Source organism: Bacillus arachidis, assembly GCF_030285945.1.
GTDB classification, from domain to species: domain Bacteria; phylum Bacillota; class Bacilli; order Bacillales; family Bacillaceae_G; genus Bacillus_A; species Bacillus_A arachidis.
The window spans coordinates 3,917,448-3,937,803 of the sequence record NZ_CP127376.1 but is presented as its reverse complement, the minus strand read 5'-3'; the positions used below and the strand labels follow the sequence as shown (position 1 = coordinate 3,937,803).

Annotated in this window: 22 protein-coding genes and 1 other annotated feature; of the genes, 21 read left to right on the top strand and 1 reads right to left on the bottom strand. The window is 36.5% G+C overall.

Features of this window, described 5'->3' with window-relative positions; translation table 11 throughout:
• Positions 1-192 precede the first annotated feature (192 nt).
• The 21 genes from QRY57_RS21955 (at position 193) to pheA (ending at position 19,617) form a co-directional block, all read left to right on the top strand.
• Positions 193-768: a Maf family protein gene (locus QRY57_RS21955; protein WP_026593522.1), complete on the top strand. Its 576-nt coding sequence runs from the start codon at positions 193-195 to the stop codon at positions 766-768.
• Between the two features lie 47 nt (positions 769-815).
• Positions 816-1,493 (top strand): RadC family protein, encoded by a 678-nt coding sequence (radC, locus tag QRY57_RS21950; protein ID WP_286016083.1) that lies wholly within the window; start codon positions 816-818, stop codon positions 1,491-1,493.
• 159 nt (positions 1,494-1,652) lie between these two features.
• Complete coding sequence (mreB, locus tag QRY57_RS21945; RefSeq protein WP_026593520.1) at positions 1,653-2,669, top strand: cell shape-determining protein MreB; 1,017 nt, start codon at positions 1,653-1,655, stop codon at positions 2,667-2,669.
• 41 nt (positions 2,670-2,710) lie between these two features.
• On the top strand, positions 2,711-3,565 hold the full coding sequence (gene mreC / locus QRY57_RS21940) for a rod shape-determining protein MreC (protein ID WP_026593519.1): 855 nt from the start codon (positions 2,711-2,713) through the stop codon (positions 3,563-3,565).
• 12 nt (positions 3,566-3,577) lie between these two features.
• Positions 3,578-4,120: a rod shape-determining protein MreD gene (gene mreD / locus QRY57_RS21935; protein ID WP_026593518.1), complete on the top strand. Its 543-nt coding sequence runs from the start codon at positions 3,578-3,580 to the stop codon at positions 4,118-4,120.
• 35 nt (positions 4,121-4,155) lie between these two features.
• A complete protein-coding gene (gene minC, locus QRY57_RS21930; protein ID WP_286016082.1) occupies positions 4,156-4,839 on the top strand; it encodes a septum site-determining protein MinC in 684 nt (227 codons plus the stop codon).
• Between the two features lie 2 nt (positions 4,840-4,841).
• Complete coding sequence (gene minD / locus QRY57_RS21925; RefSeq protein ID WP_286016081.1) at positions 4,842-5,639, top strand: septum site-determining protein MinD; 798 nt, start codon at positions 4,842-4,844, stop codon at positions 5,637-5,639.
• Between the two features lie 170 nt (positions 5,640-5,809).
• Complete coding sequence (locus QRY57_RS21920; protein ID WP_286016080.1) at positions 5,810-6,553, top strand: M23 family metallopeptidase; 744 nt, start codon at positions 5,810-5,812, stop codon at positions 6,551-6,553.
• Positions 6,546-7,406, top strand: coding sequence for a M50 family metallopeptidase (locus QRY57_RS21915; protein ID WP_026593514.1), 861 nt, complete (start codon positions 6,546-6,548; stop codon positions 7,404-7,406). The genes QRY57_RS21920 and QRY57_RS21915 overlap by 8 nt, the downstream gene beginning before the upstream one ends.
• 67 nt (positions 7,407-7,473) lie before the next feature.
• The gene (locus tag QRY57_RS21910) at positions 7,474-8,862 is read left to right on the top strand and encodes an Rne/Rng family ribonuclease (RefSeq protein ID WP_208018101.1); all 1,389 of its coding nucleotides are present in this window, start codon (positions 7,474-7,476) and stop codon (positions 8,860-8,862) included.
• A gap of 77 nt (positions 8,863-8,939) precedes the next feature.
• Positions 8,940-9,017, top strand: a sequence feature (ribosomal protein L21 leader region).
• Positions 9,018-9,031: 14 nt separating this feature from the next.
• Positions 9,032-9,340: a 50S ribosomal protein L21 gene (rplU, locus tag QRY57_RS21905; protein ID WP_000270908.1), complete on the top strand. Its 309-nt coding sequence runs from the start codon at positions 9,032-9,034 to the stop codon at positions 9,338-9,340.
• A gap of 11 nt (positions 9,341-9,351) precedes the next feature.
• Positions 9,352-9,696 carry a ribosomal-processing cysteine protease Prp gene (locus tag QRY57_RS21900; protein ID WP_286016079.1) on the top strand — a complete coding sequence of 115 codons (345 nt, stop codon included), beginning with the start codon at positions 9,352-9,354 and terminating at the stop codon, positions 9,694-9,696.
• A gap of 3 nt (positions 9,697-9,699) precedes the next feature.
• Complete coding sequence (rpmA, locus tag QRY57_RS21895) at positions 9,700-9,990, top strand: 50S ribosomal protein L27 (protein ID WP_017150650.1); 291 nt, start codon at positions 9,700-9,702, stop codon at positions 9,988-9,990.
• Positions 9,991-10,054: 64 nt separating this feature from the next.
• The gene (locus tag QRY57_RS21890; protein WP_208018102.1) at positions 10,055-10,603 is read left to right on the top strand and encodes a sporulation initiation phosphotransferase B; all 549 of its coding nucleotides are present in this window, start codon (positions 10,055-10,057) and stop codon (positions 10,601-10,603) included.
• A complete protein-coding gene (gene obgE / locus QRY57_RS21885) occupies positions 10,603-11,889 on the top strand; it encodes a GTPase ObgE (RefSeq protein WP_026593510.1) in 1,287 nt (428 codons plus the stop codon). Before QRY57_RS21890 ends, obgE begins: the two co-directional genes overlap by 1 nt.
• Positions 11,890-12,169: 280 nt before the next feature.
• Complete coding sequence (locus tag QRY57_RS21880; protein ID WP_026593509.1) at positions 12,170-12,877, top strand: response regulator transcription factor; 708 nt, start codon at positions 12,170-12,172, stop codon at positions 12,875-12,877.
• The gene (locus QRY57_RS21875; protein ID WP_286016078.1) at positions 12,867-13,949 is read left to right on the top strand and encodes a HAMP domain-containing histidine kinase; all 1,083 of its coding nucleotides are present in this window, start codon (positions 12,867-12,869) and stop codon (positions 13,947-13,949) included. Before QRY57_RS21880 ends, QRY57_RS21875 begins: the two co-directional genes overlap by 11 nt.
• Before the next feature lie 93 nt (positions 13,950-14,042).
• Positions 14,043-14,819 carry an ABC transporter ATP-binding protein gene (locus QRY57_RS21870; RefSeq protein WP_026593507.1) on the top strand — a complete coding sequence of 259 codons (777 nt, stop codon included), beginning with the start codon at positions 14,043-14,045 and terminating at the stop codon, positions 14,817-14,819.
• Complete coding sequence (locus QRY57_RS21865) at positions 14,794-16,707, top strand: ABC transporter permease (RefSeq protein WP_286016077.1); 1,914 nt, start codon at positions 14,794-14,796, stop codon at positions 16,705-16,707. Before QRY57_RS21870 ends, QRY57_RS21865 begins: the two co-directional genes overlap by 26 nt.
• Positions 16,708-16,756: 49 nt before the next feature.
• Positions 16,757-18,667, top strand: a complete 1,911-nt coding sequence (locus QRY57_RS21860; protein ID WP_286016076.1) for an ABC transporter permease — start codon at positions 16,757-16,759, stop codon at positions 18,665-18,667.
• 98 nt (positions 18,668-18,765) lie between these two features.
• Entirely contained in the window at positions 18,766-19,617 is an 852-nt protein-coding gene (gene pheA, locus QRY57_RS21855; RefSeq protein WP_286016075.1) for a prephenate dehydratase, read from the top strand.
• 38 nt (positions 19,618-19,655) lie between these two features.
• Here pheA and QRY57_RS21850 read toward each other — a convergent pair whose 3' ends face one another.
• Entirely contained in the window at positions 19,656-20,303 is a 648-nt protein-coding gene (locus tag QRY57_RS21850; protein WP_286016074.1) for an MOSC domain-containing protein, read from the bottom strand.
• Between the last annotated feature and the right edge of the window lie 53 nt (positions 20,304-20,356).

The following is a 20,356-nucleotide window of genomic DNA, read 5'->3' as shown; positions in this document are numbered from 1 at the left end:
CCGAGACTTCTTTCTTTTGGATTGTATTTTAGATCAAAGTGCTTTTTTTGTGTACAGAATATAGTCGTATACAAAGGGAAGAGTCAATTTCCTGAAAAGAAAATGATATTTTTTTCAATTTGTGGGAAAGATATTCATTTGATACGATTAAGTTATATTTTTCTGTTACGTGCAAGAAAGAAAGGAGAAAATATGAAAAAACTTATTCTAGCTTCTGGCTCACCACGCCGGAAGGAATTACTTGAACTAGCGGATGTACCATTTGAAATTGTTGTGAGTGAAATAGAAGAAACAATCGGTGCGTATTCGTCACCTTCAGATATCGTGATGTCGCTTGCTTTGCAAAAAGCCTCTGCTGTAGCAGAAAATCATGAGGATGGTATAGTGTTAGGGGCAGACACGATTGTTACATATGAGTCACGTATTCTTGGAAAGCCTTCCGATGAGGCGGAGGCAAAGGAAATGTTGCAATTACTGTCAGGGAAAACACATGAAGTATATACAGGTGTTGCGCTCATTTCAAAAGAAAAAACGGTAACTTTCTATGAACGTACGGAAGTTACATTTTGGGAACTAACAGAAGAAGAGATTGATACGTATATTGGGACGAAAGAACCACTTGATAAGGCAGGAAGTTACGGTATTCAAGGGAAAGGTTCCATCTTTGTTCATCATATTCAAGGAGACTACTACAGTGTAGTGGGTTTACCAATTGCGCGTCTTATTCGTGAATTAAAACAGTTCGATAGTGATGCATCCCATGCTTAAAATTGCATGGGGTTTTCTTTGCGAAAAATTGAAAAAGGAGTGAACATATGAACGGTATTCGTGATGTTTTGAAAGAAGAACAACCACGGGAGCGTTTATTAGCAGAAGGAGCAAGTAATTTATCGAATCGGGAACTTCTTGCAGTATTACTTAGAACGGGTTCTAAAGAAGAATCTGTTCTAACATTAGCGGATCAAATTTTATATCATTTTGACGGATTAAGAATGTTGAAAGATGCTACAATGGAAGAGATGACAAGCATTCATGGAGTAGGAGTAGCAAAGGCGTCTCAGTTAATCGCTGCTTTTGAATTAGGAAGAAGAATGGTACGTTTAGAGTACCAAAACAGATATAGTATTCGGAGTCCAGAAGATTGTGCTAGTTATATGATGGAAGAGATGCGTTTTTTACAACAAGAGCACTTTGTTTGTTTATACTTAAATACGAAAAATCAAGTTGTGCACCGTCAGACTGTGTTTATTGGAAGTCTAAATGCCTCAATTGTGCACCCCCGTGAGGTGTTCAAAGAAGCCTTTCGCCGCGCAGCAGCCTCTATTATATGTCTGCATAACCATCCTTCAGGAGACCCTACGCCGAGTCGTGAAGATATTGAAGTAACAAAGCGATTGGTGGAATGTGGGAGAATTATTGGAATTGAAGTCCTTGATCACATTATTATAGGTGACCATAAATTCGTGAGTTTAAAAGAAAAAGGTCATATTTAAGACTATTCTTTTTACTTATTTTGTTTTATAATGTGATTTATGAGTTTTTTGTAGGCATTCGCTTACAATAAAGGATAGAAAATATAAAAACGTACTGTTTTATTATAAATATAAAGTAAGAAAATGAGTCCGTGAAAATGAGAAAGGAAGATAGATAATATGTTTGGATTTGGTGGTTTTACTCGTGATCTTGGAATTGATTTAGGAACAGCGAACACTCTTGTATATGTAAAAGGAAAAGGTGTAGTTTTACGTGAACCTTCAGTTGTAGCTTTACAAACGGATACAAAACAAATCGTTGCAGTTGGTGGCGATGCGAAACAAATGATTGGTCGTACACCAGGAAACGTAGTGGCTCTTCGTCCAATGAAAGATGGTGTAATTGCTGACTATGAAACAACAGCAACAATGATGAAATACTATATCCAACAAGCACAAAAATCAAATGGATTTTTCTCTCGTAAGCCATATGTAATGGTATGTGTGCCATCTGGTATTACTGCTGTAGAAAGACGTGCAGTAATCGATGCAACTCGCCAAGCGGGTGCGCGCGATGCATATCCAATTGAGGAGCCATTTGCAGCGGCGATCGGTGCAAACTTACCTGTTTGGGAACCAACTGGTAGTATGGTTGTTGATATCGGTGGTGGTACAACAGAAGTTGCAATTATTTCTTTAGGCGGAATTGTAACAAGTCAATCAGTTCGTGTTGCTGGTGATGACATGGATGATTCCATTATTCAATACATTAAGAAGAACTACAATTTAATGATTGGGGAAAGAACAGCAGAGGCATTAAAAATGGAAATCGGATCTGCTGGCGAGCCAGAAGGTGTTGAACCAATGGAAATCCGTGGTCGTGATTTAGTAAGTGGTTTACCAAAAACAGTATTAATTAAACCTGAAGAGATTGCAGATGCATTAAAAGACACAGTAGAAGCAATTGTTGAATCAGTAAAAAATACATTAGAAAAAACGCCACCTGAATTAGCTGCGGATATTATGGACCGTGGAATTGTATTAACTGGAGGCGGTGCATTACTTCGTAACTTGGACAAAGTAATTAGTGAAGAAACGAAAATGCCAGTTCTTGTTGCAGAAAATCCACTTGACTGTGTAGCGATTGGAACAGGTAAAGCTTTAGATAATATCGACCTTTTCAAAACAGCTCGATAATATTCCTGAATAAAAATCAATGAAATTAAGAGGGTGTGAACGTGCCACAGTTTTTCTTAAACAAAAGATTAATTGTTTTGCTAGTTAGTATTATTCTTCTCGTGGCATTGATTGGAATCTCATTGAAAGAACGAAAAAATCTAACATGGCCAGAGCAGTTTGTAAAAGATACTGTCGGTGTTGTAGAGCGTGTATTCCAAAAGCCAGCGAACTATGTTGCCGGATTCTTTGAGAATGTAGAAGATGTAAAGCGCACGTATGAAGAAAATAAAACACTAAAAGAAAAATTAGATAAGTATGCGGAATTATCCGTGAAAGTAAAAGATTTGGAAAAAGATAATGCGAAACTTCGTGAAGTGATTGATAAAAAAGATTCTCTTCGTGACTATAAGCCAATTCAAGCTACAGTGATTGCACGAAATCCAGACAAGTGGTATGACTTGATTTCAATTGATAGAGGTGCGCAGCAAGGAATTCAGAAGGATATGGCTGTTATGACTTCAAAAGGGTTAGTCGGAAGAGTGAAGAGTGTGTCTCAATTCACATCAACTGTGGAGTTATTGAGCTCACTGAATCGAACAAATCGTATTTCTGCTGTAGTAGAAGGGCAAGAGCGTATTTTTGGATTAATTGAAGGATACGACAAGGAAAAACAAACTCTTGTTTTCACAAAGATTCCATCTGATGTAAAGGTAGAAAAAGATCAAACAGTTGTAACATCAGGATTAAGTGATATTTTCCCGAAAGGACTTGTAATTGGGAAAATTGTAGATGTTGCACCAGATGAATATGGATTAACACAAACAGCTTATGTAAAACCTGCTGCGGATTTAAATGATGTGGACCATGTTATGGTTACAAAACGAGTTATGCCCTCAGCAGCGTTAGAACAGTAAGGGGGAGAAGATATGGCTATTTTAAAAAGAGCAATTCTTCCTCTGCTGCTTCTTTTTGTTTTTTTATTCGAAAATATGTTTTCTACTGTAGTTCCAACAGCATTGTTTTGGAAAGACAGTATAGCAGCGCCACATTTCTTTATGATTGTCTTATGCTTTATTACTGTATATTATAGTCCTCTTCAAGGGATTTACTACGGACTATTATTCGGTTTTTTATTTGATACTGTATATACCGAACTTGTAGGGGTATACATATTTGCTTATCCAATCTTAGCATATCTCGTTTATAGTACGATGAGAGTATTACAATTGAACTTATTTATTGTTTCTTTTATTGTATTAGCGGGTATTGCAGCATTAGAGTATTATGTATATGGATTTTTAACTTTGCTAGGACGTATTCATGTACCAGCGCATATCTTTTTCTCAGATCGTCTCCTTGCTACTTTATTGTTAAATGGAATTTTCTTATTGCTAGTTTGTTTCCCACTGAGACGATATCTTTTACGTCTTTCAAAAGCGATGGAAGAAAAAGAAAAAAGGATTTTCTGATTTTATGTCGAATTGAATCGTTGGGGTGAACTTTAGTGGAAAAAAAGCAACAGAATGTAACGATAAAAGGGACAAAAGATGGACTGACATTACATTTAGATGATTGCTGTTCATTTTCTGAATTACTGCAAGAACTGGACGAAAAACTTTCCACCCACTATTACGATGGTGATGGACGGTCATTAATCGAAGTACATGTTAAAGTTGGCAATCGCTATTTGACAGAGGTACAGCAAGAAGAACTTCGCACTTTGATTCGAAATAAAAAAAATCTTGTTGTGGATTCAATTGAGAGCGATGTTATAACAAAAGCTGAAGCAAAAGCATGGAAAGAAGAAACAGAAATTGTCCCTGTTTCCAAAATTGTTCGCTCAGGTCAAGTATTGCATGTAGAAGGAAACCTATTATTAATTGGGGATGTCAATCCAGGCGGAACGGTTATCGCTGGAGGAAATATTTTTGTCGTTGGATCATTACGAGGAATTGCGCATGCTGGATATTATGGGGATACAGATGCTGTGATTGCAGCATCTGTTATGAATCCAATGCAACTTCGAATTAATGATGTGACAATGCGGGCTCCGGAAGAGAAAGAAGACGGAGCAGAGGCGGCAGAATGTGCGTATATTGATGAGAACAATCACATTGTTGTCGATCGCCTGCAACTTCTCACTCATCTTAGACCTAATTTAACAAAGTTAGAAAGGGGAATTGTATAGCTGTGGGAGAGGCAATAGTAATTACATCTGGAAAAGGCGGAGTAGGAAAAACTACAACGTCTGCAAACATTGGTACAGCCTTAGCATTATCCGGAAAAAAGGTATGTTTAATTGATACGGATATTGGTCTAAGAAACTTAGACGTAGTAATGGGGCTAGAAAATCGTATTGTATTTGATCTTGTTGATGTCGTCGAAGGTCGTTGTCGTTTACCTCAGGCTCTGATTAAAGATAAGCGCTTTGATGAGCTTTATTTATTACCTGCAGCACAAACGAGCGATAAGTCAGCGGTAACTCCTGAACAAATGGATGAGTTAATACAACTATTACGTCAAGATTATGATTACATATTAATTGATTGTCCTGCTGGTATTGAGCAGGGATTCAAAAATGCGGTGGCAGGTGCAGATAAAGCAATTGTTGTAACGACACCTGAAGTATCTTCTATGCGTGATGCAGATCGTATTATTGGGCTTTTAGAAAAAGAAGATATTGAACCACCAAAACTTGTTATTAACCGTGTGCGTAGCCATATGTTACATGAGCAGGATATGTTAGATGTAGATGAAATTGTACGTACACTTTCGATTGAGCTACTTGGAGTTGTCGAGGATGATGATGAAGTTATTCGTGCTACAAATACAGGTGAGCCTGTAGCGTTGCAGCCGAGTGGGAAAGCATCATTAGCTTATCGGAATATTGCAAGGCGTTTGCTAGGTGAATCTGTACCTTTACAAGCGTTTGAACAAGAGAAGGTATCTGTTTTTACAAAAGTAAAGAATTTCTTTGGAATTCGTTAAGAGCACTTCGCATATATGCGAAGTGCTTTTCTTTTTTCTTCTCATGAATATCTTCCTTCTAGGGCTCATACATATGTACAAACTGTATAAAGTTTGGTAAATAGAGCACTTTTTGATTATTAGCGTTTCACTTCTGATGCAAAAATGAGGTAAAAAAGGAAGGGGACAGAATGAAGAATAGACGGGTAGAAGATATTAAAAAACGGATTGCGAAGAGAAGGGAAGAGAAAGAGAGGCTCGAGGAAGAACGATATTTTTCTGAAGAGAACTTGGATGAGGAAACATTTTTGATTGAAGAGGGTGAAAAAGAGGTGTATCCTTTTTTTCGAAAGGAAGTATTTTTATTTAAATTTTTATTAGCGACGATTCTTGTTCTCTCGGTAGCTATATTATTTAAAAATGCACCAGCTTCTTTGGATGGAGCAAGAACGGTTGTAAAACAAGTTATGCAAGAAGAATTTCAGTTTGCTACTGTATCAAAATGGTACGAAGATCAATTTGGAAAACCACTTGCTTTTCTACCTGCGAATGAAAAGAAGCAACCAGTGCAGCAAAAAGATTATGCAGTTCCAGCTTCGGGGAAAGTCATGCAAAAATTTCAAAAAGATGGCCAAGGTGTATTTGTGCAAACAGCTGTGAATACAGCTGTTGAATCTGTAAATGAAGGAGTTGTCATTTTCGCCGGTAAGAAAGAGGGATTTGGGAATATAGTTGAGATCCAACATGCAGATGGCACGGAATCATGGTATGGAAATTTAGGGGAGACATCTGTAAAATTATATGATTATGTTGAAAAGAAACAAAAGATTGGAACAGTTGAGAGTAATGCGGATAACAAAAATGGCAAATTCTATTTTGCGATCAAAAAGAATGAAAAATTTATCGATCCGATTCAGGTGATTTCATTTGAATAAATATAGTGAAGTATTGTCAAAAATTACAGTGCATCCGTTGTTTTGGGGAATTATAGCGATTGGAGTTTTGACGGCGCGTTTTAAAGAATTACTACTTTTATTTTGTATCGTTTTGATTCATGAACTTGGGCACGCCTTCGCAGCAGCTTATTATAAATGGAGAATCAAGCAAATCCAACTTTTACCGTTTGGCGGGGTGGCGGAGCTTGAGGAACATGGAAATAAGCCATTAAAGGAAGAATTAATCGTTGTAATAGCGGGACCTATTCAACATGTATGGATGATTGGGCTAGCTTACGTCTTAGTTAGGATAGGATGGTTTAGCGAGGAACTGTATCATTATTTTGTATGGAACAATTTAATTATTTTAGGGTTTAATTTACTTCCAATTTGGCCACTAGATGGTGGGAAAGTATTGTTTAATGTTTTGTCGCGCCAATTCCCTTATTTACAAGCGCATGAGAAAATGATGAAAATATCATGTGTTTTTTTTAGTGTGATATTAGGATGGCAACTCCTTTGGAATAGCAATAGTATTATGATGTGGATGCTTCTTTTATTTTTAGCGATTTCTCTATATCAAGAATGGAAGCAAAGGCGTTATGCGTTTATACGTTTTTTATTAGAACGTTATTATGGAAACAAGCGTGATATTGAAAAAATCGCTCCCATTGAGGTGCGAACGGAGGATCAATTATACACGATTTTCACAAAGTTCCGGAGAGGGTATAAGCACTCGATTATTGTTCATGGAAAATATAAGGAACATTATACATTAGACGAAAATGAATTGCTTTATGCTTATTTTACCGAAAAACGAACAACCTCATCTGTAGAAGAGTTAATCGGTTAGTGTTGACGAGGACACTAACCTTTTATATTGTAAGAAGAAAAGAAAATGAAAAAGTGAGGAAAGTATTGTGAAAACGTTATACATCAACTACACTGGTTCGGAAAAACGAGTTGCTGTAGAGGAAAAACAAGAGATTGTCGAACTTTTATGGCAACGAAATCAAGAGCAAGAGATTGTTGGGCATATTTATTTAGGACGTGTAGTGCGAACGATTGCCGGGATGAATGCAGCCTTCGTAAATATTGGTTTAGAAAAACATGCATATCTCTCCTATGACGATGTACCATCATCATACCGAGTACATGAAGGACAAGCTCTGCTCGTACAAGTGGTAAAAGAAGCAATTGATGCAAAAGGCCCAAAATTAACAGCGAATGTAGAATTTACCGGGAAATATGTCGTTTATATGCCTTATGATGAGATGCGTGCTGTTTCCCGGAAAATAAAAAATAATAAAAAACGACAACAATTGCTTGAAATTCAATTAGAAGGAAGCGGGGGATATATTTTTCGCTCAGCTTGTGATAAAGGTGCAATGGATGAAGTGCAGATTGAAATGCAACATTTTCAAGATCTGTTTAAGGAATTAAAAAGAAAAGAAGATCATGGAAGGGCACCAGTATTACTCCATCGTCCAGCAACGTTTTTAGACCGTTTATTTAAAGAAAATCCGATTGAAACAATTGAAAAAGTAATTGTAGATACACGTAGTATAGTACCGGAATTGCAAGAAAAAGTAGGGAAAGAAAAGGTTTCGTTTTACAATGAAAAAACTTCTATGTTCAGTCACTATGGTGTAGAACGTGAAATTGAAAAAGCACTACAAAAAATAGTGTGGCTATCAAATGGTTCTTATTTAATTATTGAACAAATGGAGACAATGACGGTAATTGATGTGAACACTGGTAAATTTACTGGAAAGCAGAATTTGCAAGATACGGTATTACGGACGAATGAAATAGCTGCGCAAGAAATTGCTCGTCAATTAAGGCTGCGTGATATTGGTGGTATGATTTTAATTGATTTTATTAATATGAAAAAACAAGAAGATAGGGAAAAAGTAAGAGAGAAACTCATTTCTTCACTTCAAAGGGATCGTACATATACACGTGTTCTCGGATTTACAGAGCTCGGTATTTTAGAAATGACACGTAAGCGTAAGAAACACTCCCTGCGTGATGTATTACTAGAAGATTGTTCGCAGTGCAAAACGACAGGGCATGTTATTTCCGATGAAACTATTGCATACGAGCTGGAAAGAGAGCTTATTACATATAGTAGTGTAGAGGATGAAGCTGTGTTAATTGCAGCAAGAGCAGGAGTACAAAAAATATTTTTACAAAAAGAATTACAAAAAAATATACCGTTTCAAATTTATTTCAAGGATGAAGAAGTGGAGAAATATGCAATCGTTCGGTTTGGAACGAAGCAAGAAATTATGGAGCGAAAAAAATAGTTAGCAGAACATTTATTGACAATCGTCTATGTTTCATGATAACATCTCTATGTTATAGTTTATAGCACCTAAACTGCTATATACTACAACCGCACAAGACAGGTTCCGAAAAGGCATTTCATGTCTACCTTGTGTTGGCGAGTCTTAGTAATTATGAGGAGGTGCAAGTATGTACGCAATTATCGAAACAGGTGGAAAACAAATCAAAGTTGAAGCTGGTCAAGAAATCTACATTGAAAAATTAGATGTTGAAGCTGGTGAAACTGTTACTTTTGACAAAGTTCTTTTCGTTGGTGGCGAAAACGTGAAAGTTGGTAGCCCAGTTGTAGAAGGTGCAACAGTTACTGCGAAAGTTGAAAAACACGGTCGCGCTAAGAAAATCATCGTTTTCAAATACAAAGCGAAAAAGAACAATCGTAAGAAACAAGGTCATCGTCAACCTTACACTAAGCTAGTTGTTGAAGCAATCAACGCTTAATTCTGGTTAAGATGATTAAGATTACGATAAGTCGCACGAAATTAGGAAGTATCCAATCATTTAAAATGACTGGGCATGCCAATTATGCACCGCACGGACAAGATCTTGTTTGTGCCGGAACAACAGCGGTTGTGTTCGGATCTATAAATGCAGTGGAAGTACTTTGTAATGTGCAGGCAACTATTGAACTCGGAAGTGATGGCGGATTCTTAACGTATGAATTGCCTAATGATTTAGACGCTCATACAATGGAAAAAGCACAAACACTTTTAGAAGGATTAGTTGTTTCGCTTAAGACGATCGAACTTGATTACGGAAAGTATATCCGTTTAATAGAAAAAGTGCAGGAGGTGTAACGTATGTTAAGATTAGATCTTCAGTTTTTCGCATCTAAGAAAGGTGTAGGTAGTACAAAGAACGGTCGTGACTCTCAGTCAAAACGTCTTGGTGCTAAACGCGCAGATGGTCAAATGGTTTCAGGTGGTTCAATTCTTTACCGTCAACGCGGTACAAAAATTTATCCAGGTGTTAACGTTGGTCGTGGTGGCGATGACACTTTATACGCGAAAGTTGACGGCGTAGTACGCTTCGAGCGTCTTGGCCGTGACCGCAAACAAGTGAGCGTATATCCTGTTGCTCAAGAAGCATAAGAAACTCACGGAAAACTCTAACCTGGGTGCAGGTTAGAGTTTTTCTATATTAAGGGGTATCTGAATGAAAGAAAAATGGACAATTATAGATGCGTTGCGTCATTCAAGACATGATTGGCTCAATCGTATGCAGATGATTAAAGGAAACCTTTCACTTGGAAGAGTGGAAGAGATTCATGGGCTCATCGATCGTTTTGTCCAAGAAGCGAGACAAGAATCCTATCTGATGGAGCTATCGATGCCTCTATTTTCAGAGTGGATTTTAACATATAATTGGAAACAGCAACCGTGCTTATTGGAGTACGAAGTATTAGGAGAACTACATAACTTATCTCATGTCGATGAGGCTGTATGTACATGGACGAATCAATTTTTCTCAATACTTCAGCATAGTTTAGACGTTTATGTTGAAAATTATGTTTGTATCACAATTGAATGTAACGCGGAGAATGCTCGTTTCTTTTTTGATTTTCGTGGTAAGCTAACGAATGTAGACGAACTACAAACGTGGCTTACGAACCAAAACAATAAATGGTATTCCATTTCTTATACAGTGCGAGATGATGAAGTCTCGGTTATATTACAACCAATTGAAAAAAGTGTGGTGAAATAATGTTTGTAGATCAGGTCAAGATATATGTAAAAGGCGGCGACGGTGGAAACGGAATGGTTGCGTATCGTCGTGAGAAGTATGTTCCGAAGGGTGGCCCAGCAGGTGGCGATGGCGGTAAAGGTGCAGACGTTGTTTTCGTTGTTGACGAAGGCTTACGTACATTAATGGATTTCCGTTACCAACGTCATTTCAAAGCTGATCGCGGTCAACACGGGATGAGCAAAGGTCAACATGGTCGTAAAGCTGACGATTTAATCGTAAAAGTTCCACCAGGAACAGTTGTAAAAGATGAAAAAACGGGTCAAATTCTTGCGGATTTAGTAACGCATGAGCAATCGGCAGTTATCGCAAGAGGCGGTCGTGGTGGCCGTGGTAACTCACGCTTTGCCACTCCAACGAACCCAGCGCCAGAAATCGCTGAGAACGGGGAACCAGGTCAAGAACGTGATGTAATCTTAGAATTAAAAGTATTAGCGGATGTTGGACTTGTTGGATTCCCAAGCGTAGGTAAATCAACATTATTATCCGTTGTATCATCAGCACGTCCGAAAATTGCAGAATATCACTTTACAACAATCGTTCCAAATCTTGGTGTTGTTGAAACTGGTGATAACCGCAGCTTCGTTATGGCTGACCTTCCTGGATTAATCGAAGGAGCACATGAGGGCGTTGGACTTGGACATCAATTTTTGCGTCATATTGAACGTACACGTGTTATCGTGCATGTGATTGATATGTCTGGTTTAGAAGGCCGTGATCCATATGAGGATTATGTAACAATCAATGCTGAATTAAAAGAGTACAATCTGCGCTTAACAGAGCGTCCACAAGTTGTTGTTGCAAACAAAATGGATATGCCAGATGCAGAAGAAAACTTACAAGCATTTAAAGAGAAAGTAGGAGACGAAGTTCAAATCTTCCCAATCTCTGCAGTAACAAAACAAGGTGTTCGTGATCTATTATTTGAAGTAGCAAACTTAGTGGAAACAACACCAGAATTCCCAGTACATGATGTTGTAGACGAATCTGAAGCAAGTGTAATGTACAAATTTGAAACTGAAGGTGTTAAATTTGAAATTACACGTGAAAGCGACGGTACGTTTGTTATCTCTGGTTACGATATTGAGAAAACATTCAAGATGACGGATTTCTCACGTGATGAATCTGTGCGTCGCTTTGCTCGTCAAATGCGTGGAATGGGTATTGATGAAGCCCTTCGTGCACGTGGTGCAAAAGACGGTGACATTGTAAAAATTCTTGAATATGAGTTTGAATTTATCGATTAAGACTGCCAAAATACGGCAGTCTTTTTTATAATGGAGAAAGGAGTGTAAATAAAGCTATAGAAATAAAGATTGGAAAACTTTGTGTGGTAGGGAGAGTCCGGTTGAGCGTGGAAGTGGTTAGAGCCTTTTTTCCCATACCATGTGAAGACAGAAGGAGGCTTCTTTTGTTTTCATTGTCTTTGTATGTTGGAAAATCAAAATGAATATATGTTCGTTTTAAAATTCGGAAGAATGTAAGAAATGGTCACTCCGTAGTAAGAAACAAGGGGAGAGGGAGTATATGTATAAAATATTAATTGTAGAAGATGACGAAAAAATTGCAGAAATATTAGAGGAACATTTAGGAAGATATGGATATCAAACATTCAGGGTGACTGATTTACGTCACATAAAAGATGAGTTTGTAAAAGTAAATCCTCATCTAGTGTTACTTGATATTAATTTGCCATACTTTGATGGCTTCTATTGGTGCCGTCAAATTCGTACAATATCGAATGCACCCATTATTTTCGTCTCTGCAAGAACAGGGGAAATGGATCAAGTGATGGCGATTGAGAATGGCGGGGATGACTATATTACAAAGCCGTTTCATTTAGACATTGTAATGGCAAAGGTGAAGAGTGCATTGCGCCGAGGATATGGGGAGTATGCTTCTACGGCAGAAAGCGATTGTTTAGGCGTGAATGGATTGTTATTATTTCCATCACAGCACACAGTAGAGTGGAAAGGTCAACAAACTGAACTTACAAAAAATGAATTTTACTTATTAGAATGTTTAATGAAACAGGCTAATCAATACGTCACGCGTGAAGAGTTATTAGAGGCGCTATGGGATGAAGTAGCTTTTGTTGATGATAATACATTAACTGTGAACGTAAAACGCGTAAGGAAAAAATTAGAGGAGCTTGGTATTAAAAATGCAATTGTAACAAAACGTGGGTATGGTTATGCGCTTCTTACAGAGTGGGGAGAAGAGCATGAAGCTTAAAAGTTACTTCATAGATCGATTTTCTTTAATCCTTTCTTATATTGTAAGTCTTTGCTTATTCGGGCTTGTGTTACAGTTACAAAGTCTTTTAGAAAAGAGATCACTTGACTTAGGAACATGGCTATATGGACTTTTATTAGGAACAGTCGTGTTTATCGTATACCTCATTTACGATTATCGAAAGAGAAGTGTATTTTTTAAAAGGATAGAACAATATGTTGCTGGAGGACATACGTTACATGATTCTTTACTCATTGACGATTCTTATACGTCAGAGCAAGAAATGATCGTAGAAGCGTTCACATTGCTGAGACAGCAATATATGGATGAAATTCATAAGCAGCATGCAAAAGAGCAGCAGCAAATGATCTTTATGAATCAATGGATTCACCAAATGAAAACACCGGTTTCAGTTATTGAATTATTGCTGCAGAAATATGGTAAAGAACATCGTGAAGCTAGAGAAACGGTTGAAAGTATTCGCGAAGAAAATAACCGCATTTTAAATGGCTTAGATTTAGCATTACATATGGCAAGGTTAGAGCAGTTTGCGAAAGATTACAAAGTAGAAGTAGTGAACGTAATAGATGTTGTTCGAGATATTATTAACCAAAATCGAAAATCATTTATTCAATCTTCTGTATATCCGAAACTAATGTTTGAAGAAGATACGTGTATGGTTGCATCTGATAGAAAATGGCTCAGCATTGCCATAGGTCAAATTGTTATGAATGCAATTAAGTACACAAAAATCTCACAAGTAGAGAAAAAGGAAATTCAGTTTCAAATTGAAGAGAGGGATCACAAAGTTTTATTACATATTCGTGATAATGGAATTGGTATCCCAAAGCAAGATGTAAAGCGTATATTCGATCCGTTTTTTACGGGGATAAATGGTCGTAAAACGAGAGAAGCAACAGGGATGGGATTATATATTACAAAGGAGATTTGTGATAATCTTCATCACGGAATTTACGTGCAATCGACCGAAGGGGAAAGCGCAACATTCACATTTCAATTTGCAAAAGACGAAGAATATCATGTGTTGATGAGAAAAATGACAAAATTGTAAGATAACAAATGTTTTTGTAAGGGAAATCACTCGTTTCTTTTTCTCAATTTTTTTATAGTAAATGTAAGAAGAAAACACATAGGGGGATTAGAAATGAGTGTTCTTGAAGTAAAAGGGTTAACGAAGGTGTATCAATCAAAAGGTTCAGTGGCAACGACTGCTTTACATGATATAAATTTTAAAATTGAAGAAGGCGAATTTGTAGGGATTATGGGTCCCTCAGGAAGTGGAAAAACAACGCTTTTAAATTTATTAGCGACGATTGATAAACAAACTTCAGGTCATGTATATGTAAACGGTGAAGAAATTAGTCAAATGCGAGCTGCAAAATTAGCAGAATTTCGCCGTACACATTTAGGATTCATCTTCCAAGATTTCAACTTACTTGATACGTTATCTATTAAAGAAAATATCATTTTACCACTTGTAATGGCAAACCGTCCTGTAAAAGAAATTGACGCAAAGGTGCTAGAGATTGCGAAATTTTTAAATATCGAAGGAGTTTTAAATAAAAAGGTATATGAAGTATCGGGTGGACAACAGCAACGTGCGGCAGCTGCACGAGCAATCATTCACGATCCAACATTAATTTTAGCGGATGAGCCAACTGGGAACTTAGATTCTAAGTCTGCAAAATCTTTAATGGGTGCTCTACAAGATTTACATGAGCAAAAGAAAGTGACAATTGCAATGGTAACACACGATCCGGTAGCGGCTAGCTATTGCGAACGTATTTTATTTATACGTGATGGAGAAATTTTCTCAGAAATACATAAAGGAAAAACGAAGCAAACCTTTTTCCAAGAAATTTTAGACGTACTTGCGATGCTAGGAGGGGAATATCATGAACTTTCGCCAGCTCGCGCTTAATAACGTAAAAGGAAATTGGCGTAATTATAAAGCCTTTCTTATTAGTAGTTGTTTATCAATTGTAGTATTTTTTATGTATGCTTCTTTCATTTATCATCCAGATGTCGTAAACGGTAATATTAGCATGAGGACGATGATTACAAAAGGATTAGAATCTATGAATTATATCGTGGTCATCTTCTCGGCACTCTTTATTTTATATGCTAATTCAACGTTTTTACGTGCAAGAAAAAAAGAGTTCGGTTTATTAACATTAATAGGTGGAACGAAGGCTCAACTTGGCCGAATGATTATACTAGAGCAAATGATGTTAGGTTGTATTGCAATTGTAGTAGGTATTGGTCTTGGAATGCTTTGTTCAAAACTTTTCTTCCAAGCATTAGGTGTATTATTAAAAATTGATAAAACACTTCCGCTCGTATGGAATGGAAAAGCAGTTCTTATTACAGCTGGCGTATACTTTATTCTCTTTTTAGTCTTAGCATTGTTTAGTGTTTGGACGGTAGGACGCTTACAAATTATTGATTTATTGAGAGAAGCGAGAAAGCAAAAAGTAGAACCGTTTGCATTTACATGGTTATGTGTAGTTGGGGTATTATGTATTATTGTCGCATATGTCCTTTGTTTCCAAGTGACGCTTATGAATTTTCTTATGTACTTCTTGCCGATTGTAGGGTTAACAGTTGGAGGAACATATTTACTATTTACACAAGGAAGTACAGTTGTATTAAAAGCATTACAAAGACGAAAAAAATCATTCTATACATATCCAAATATGTTTGTGCTTAGCAATCTTATTTATAAAATGAAAGATAATGCTCGTTTTCTTTTCGTTATTTCTATTATTACGGCTGTTGTTTCTTCTGCGGTTGGGACGCTTTACGTATTCTTTCAAGATATGAGTTATAAAACAGTAGCAAGTACTCCTCATGCTATTTCATATATAGAAAAGGGAGTAAATACGCATAACGTCATAAGTGAAGAAAAAATGCAAGAGTTAATAAAAAAACATGGATTTGAAGAAGCGCGAAAAGTAACATATGTAAAACTTCCTGCAAAACAAAAAATAGTAATGTTTAATGGTGAGCATGAGATGCCTTTAGGTATTATCACAGAAAAAGAATATAATGCAGAAGCGCGTAAGCAAAAGAAAGAGGAAGTTCATAATGCACCAGGAAGTGCAACGATGGTTTTACTTGATATGATGAATGATTTTGTGAAGGTAGATCGTACAAAGCCATTTGAGTTTACACTGAACGGACAAAAGCAGTCTATCAAGCTAAATGATCCAATTTCGCAGTCTGTTTTTAATGATGAAGGGTATCTTATCGTCAATGATCAAGACTTTGTGAAATATGCAGAGAGTGTATCAGATGAAGAAAAGACGAAATATTACGGATATTATATTGAAGATTGGAAAGAAACAGAAGATCTTGTACTAGACTTAAAAAAAGAAATTGCACAAGAACAACAAGAGAATTTCCACAATTCCATTCTTACGTATAAAGCGATAAAAGAGCAAGGTGCAATTACAATGTTCATTGGTTTCTTCGTAGCGGTACTATTCTTCTTCTTTGCTTGCAGTATGACGTACTTTAAATGGTTTAACGATAAGGAACAAGATCGTATCCAATTTAAATCATTAAAGAGAATTGGTATGACAGATAAAGAAATTCGTAAAATTGCACTTCGCCAAATGGGAGCTATTTTCTTTATCCCGATTCTTATAGGGGCTATTCATAGCGGGTTTGCTCTTCATACATTAGGGAAGATGCTTTATTTAGATTTATGGAAATCAGGTGCAATTGTCATTGGAGCGTATATTGTAGCTTCAGCAATTTATTTTGCAATTGCACAAAGAGGATATTTAAAACACGTAAAAAGCTAGGGAACCCTCTAGCTTTTTACGTGTGTAACAGGTTACAGGGGGAAAGTAGATGAACATCAGGCAACTAGCGATACAAAATGTAAGAGGAAATTGGCGAAATTATAAAGTATTTTTCTTGAGCAGTTGTTTTGCGATATTTGCTTCTTATGCATATATGTCCGTAATTGTCCATCCTTACATGCAAGAGACGATGTGGTATCAAAATGTGCGATTGGGGCTCATTGTATGCAACGTTATTATCGTCTCTTTTTTTATTTTATTTATTTTGTATTCTACTTCTATATTTATAGAAGCGCGCAAAAAAGAATTAGGATTATATATGTTAATGGGAGCGACGAAGTCTAACGTAATAGGGATGATAATGACCGAACAAATGTTGATTGGGATTTTTGCTAATATTTTCGGTATTGGACTTGGCATGATATTTTTAAAACTCTTTTTTATGGTATTTAGTATGCTCCTTCGTCTTCCGAAAGAGTTAACCCTTATTTTTGATGCGAAAGCGATTTTTATAACGTTTAGTATATATACTATCGTCTTTTTCGTTCTATCATTTATAAGTGCTTTACGTATATGGAATATAAAGGTTATTCGACTATTAAAAGAGTTTCGAGCAGATAAAAGAGAAGCGAAAAGTTCAAAATGGCTGTGTTTATTTGGATTTTCCTGTTTAGTGATTGGCTATAGTTTAGCTTTCCAAACGACGATGTTAACGATGGGATTATACTTTATTCCAGTTGTCATATTAACCTCTGTTGGAACGTACTTTTCATTTACACACGGTGTTACACAAATATTAGAAATGATAAAGCGAAATAAAAAAATAATGTATACGTATCCGTATTTGTTTATAGTAAATCAGCTATCACATCGAATGAAAGAAAATGGTCGTTTCTTCTTCCTTTTATCTATGGCAACGACGGTTGTTGTTACAGTAACGGGTACGGTGTTCTTATATTTTTCGGGCATGGAAGATATGTGGCGAGACGGAGGAGCACAATCGTTTTCATATGTAGAAAAAGGTATCCATTCTCATGAAGTTTTTGAAAAAGATGCGGTAGAAAATCTATTACATAAGCATGGATATGATGAATTTCAATATACAAGCTTTGTAGGATTGCAAACAACGTTTCAATCTCGAAACGAAAGTATAGAAGCCACCCTTATAAGAGCGAGTGAATACAATAAAGAGGCAAAAAAGCAAGGGCAGAAAGCATATAATCCAAAAAAGGGAACGGTTACGCTTGTTTATTATAATGAATATAATGGACCCGCTTTATATAATAAAAAAGAAATTAAACTACATGTATTTGGACAATCGTATCAATATGCGTTTAACGGTCAAAAGGAAGGAGCGCAATTCAATTATCATAATTCACAAATAAATGGTACATTTTTTGTTATGAATGATGAAGACTTTAATCATATAGAAGCGACGATTCCTGATGTAGAAAAAATCGTCTACCGAGGTTACACCTTAAATAATATTGAAGATACAAAGAAATTCAACGCAGATTTACGTAAATATATAAAGCAAGATAAGAGTAGCGTATTTCGAAACAATATGGAACTATATGTGAATATGAAAGAGGTAGGTGAATTTACGTTGTTTATTGGCTCATTTATTAGTATATTATTCTTTCTTACTTCATGTAGCATTGTATATTTTAAATGGTTTCATAATATTTCATCGGATCGTAAGCAATATGGAGCCCTCTCTAAACTCGGAATGACAAAGCAAGAAGTGTGGAAAATTTCTCGTTGGCAATTAAGTATGTTATTCTTTGCGCCTATTGTAGTAGGGAGTATACATAGCGCAGTTGCATTATATACGTTTCATAATACAGTCTTTATGGAAGGATCATTTAGGAAAGTATGCTTGTTCATTATGTTTTATATTGCTGCATGCATCATTTATTTCTTCTTTGCTCAAAGAGAATATAGAAAACATATAGACTAGCTGATGCTAGTCTTTTTTAAATATTCGAAATTTATATAGAAGAATATAAATAATTATGGTATAACAGTAAGAAAAACGAAAAAGAGGGGAAAACGACGATGATTCGAGTTGGATATTTAGGACCGGAAGCAACATTTACAAATATGGCGGTGAGTCGTTTTTTTCCGGAAGCAGAGCACGTACCATATCGTACAATTCCTGATTGTATAGATGCAGCAGCAAATAAAAATGTAGATTTTGCAGTTGTACCGTTAGAAAATGCGATTGAAGGTTCTGTTAATATTACTGTTGATTATCTTGTGCATGAACAACCGCTTTTTATTGTAGGGGAAATTACAGTTCCTATTCAGCAACATTTACTTGTGCATCCAGATCATGAAGAGATGTGGAAAGAAGTGTATGCTGTACATTCTCATCCACATGCGATTGCGCAATGTCATAAGTTTTTAAATGAAGAATTAAAAGGTGTAACGGTTCGAGATATGACTTCCACAAGTGCAGCTGCGCAATATGTAAAAGAACATTCGAAAGAAAGGATCGCTGCAATTGCAAATGAAGCAGCAGCGGAAAAATATGGGTTATCAATTGTTCAGCGTAATATTCATACGCATAAAAACAATCATACGCGTTTCCTAGTATTACATAAAAAGAAGCAAGCGTTATTGCCGAGAAATGGTGAGAACCGCGGAGAGAAAACGACGCTTATGATAACGTTACCTGCTGATTATGCCGGAGCACTTTATCAAGTATTATCAGCTTTTGCATGGAGAAAATTAAATCTATCAAAAATCGAATCCCGCCCGATGAAAACAGGCCTTGGAAATTACTTTTTCTTAATAGATATAGATAAAGCATATGACGACGTATTATTGCCAGGTGTGACGATGGAGCTTGAAGCGCTCGGTTTTGCTGTAACGGTGCTTGGGAGTTATTCGTCTTATTGGTTATAGTAAAACAAAAATAAATCCCATCGCATATGTGGTGGGATTTATTTTAATTTTGCTAAGCGATCTGTTAGTTGCTCACGCCAAACTTCTGCTAATTCTGGAACAGCAATAATTTTTTCCATTGCTTCTTTATCTTTCCGTCTATGAAAATATACTTCGTTAGAAAATAGAATGGAAACTTGATTTGGATGGCGCTCTAATAGTTTTATTTGTGAGTCTTGACGAACAATACCTTCTTGAAGAACGCGACATAAATATCCAGTATAACCCGTTTCTACAATGCGCGGTAAAACGCCGGGAATGCCGAGCCTTTTTGAAATGGTACTACACGGTACTCTAGCCTGTGTAACTTGAATGATTGCCTCACCTAATTGATAGATATCCCCGATACAAACATCATGTTCTAACATATTTAGGACAGTAATATTTTCGCCAAATGTAGAAGCTGGAAGCGATGTTTGAAATTCTTGTTCCCAAAGTGCGTAATGCTCATAGGGATAAACGCAAACGGCGCGATCAGGTCCGCCGTGATGTCGTAAATCAGCTACATCATCATCAAGGAAGCCATCTTTTGAAAGAAACGATTCTTCAGTAAGTTCTTTACAAATCCCTGTTATCATTTCTTTATCTTCGTTATATTTCATTTGTTTCGGTTTGCCAATGCTAAAGTGAACGAGTTCAATTCCCATATTTGCTCTCCTTTACAATTGATTTCAATATTATATCATTTTTAAAGCACAGA

Excerpts from the sequence above, each read along its gene's own strand:
- QRY57_RS21955 (WP_026593522.1), top strand. The coding sequence starts at position 193 with ATGAAAAAACTTATTCTAGCTTCTGGCTCACCACGCCGGAAGGAATTA.
- radC (WP_286016083.1), top strand. The coding sequence starts at position 816 with ATGAACGGTATTCGTGATGTTTTGAAAGAAGAACAACCACGGGAGCGT.
- mreB (WP_026593520.1), top strand. The coding sequence starts at position 1,653 with ATGTTTGGATTTGGTGGTTTTACTCGTGATCTTGGAATTGATTTAGGA.
- mreD (WP_026593518.1), top strand. The coding sequence starts at position 3,578 with ATGGCTATTTTAAAAAGAGCAATTCTTCCTCTGCTGCTTCTTTTTGTT.
- QRY57_RS21920 (WP_286016080.1), top strand. The coding sequence starts at position 5,810 with ATGAAGAATAGACGGGTAGAAGATATTAAAAAACGGATTGCGAAGAGA.
- rplU (WP_000270908.1), top strand. The coding sequence starts at position 9,032 with ATGTACGCAATTATCGAAACAGGTGGAAAACAAATCAAAGTTGAAGCT.
- QRY57_RS21900 (WP_286016079.1), top strand. The coding sequence starts at position 9,352 with ATGATTAAGATTACGATAAGTCGCACGAAATTAGGAAGTATCCAATCA.
- rpmA (WP_017150650.1), top strand. The coding sequence starts at position 9,700 with ATGTTAAGATTAGATCTTCAGTTTTTCGCATCTAAGAAAGGTGTAGGT.
- QRY57_RS21890 (WP_208018102.1), top strand. The coding sequence starts at position 10,055 with ATGAAAGAAAAATGGACAATTATAGATGCGTTGCGTCATTCAAGACAT.
- obgE (WP_026593510.1), top strand. The coding sequence starts at position 10,603 with ATGTTTGTAGATCAGGTCAAGATATATGTAAAAGGCGGCGACGGTGGA.
- QRY57_RS21880 (WP_026593509.1), top strand. The coding sequence starts at position 12,170 with ATGTATAAAATATTAATTGTAGAAGATGACGAAAAAATTGCAGAAATA.
- QRY57_RS21875 (WP_286016078.1), top strand. The coding sequence starts at position 12,867 with ATGAAGCTTAAAAGTTACTTCATAGATCGATTTTCTTTAATCCTTTCT.
- QRY57_RS21870 (WP_026593507.1), top strand. The coding sequence starts at position 14,043 with ATGAGTGTTCTTGAAGTAAAAGGGTTAACGAAGGTGTATCAATCAAAA.
- QRY57_RS21865 (WP_286016077.1), top strand. The coding sequence starts at position 14,794 with ATGAACTTTCGCCAGCTCGCGCTTAATAACGTAAAAGGAAATTGGCGT.
- QRY57_RS21860 (WP_286016076.1), top strand. The coding sequence starts at position 16,757 with ATGAACATCAGGCAACTAGCGATACAAAATGTAAGAGGAAATTGGCGA.
- pheA (WP_286016075.1), top strand. The coding sequence starts at position 18,766 with ATGATTCGAGTTGGATATTTAGGACCGGAAGCAACATTTACAAATATG.
- QRY57_RS21850 (WP_286016074.1), bottom strand. The coding sequence starts at position 20,303 with ATGGGAATTGAACTCGTTCACTTTAGCATTGGCAAACCGAAACAAATG.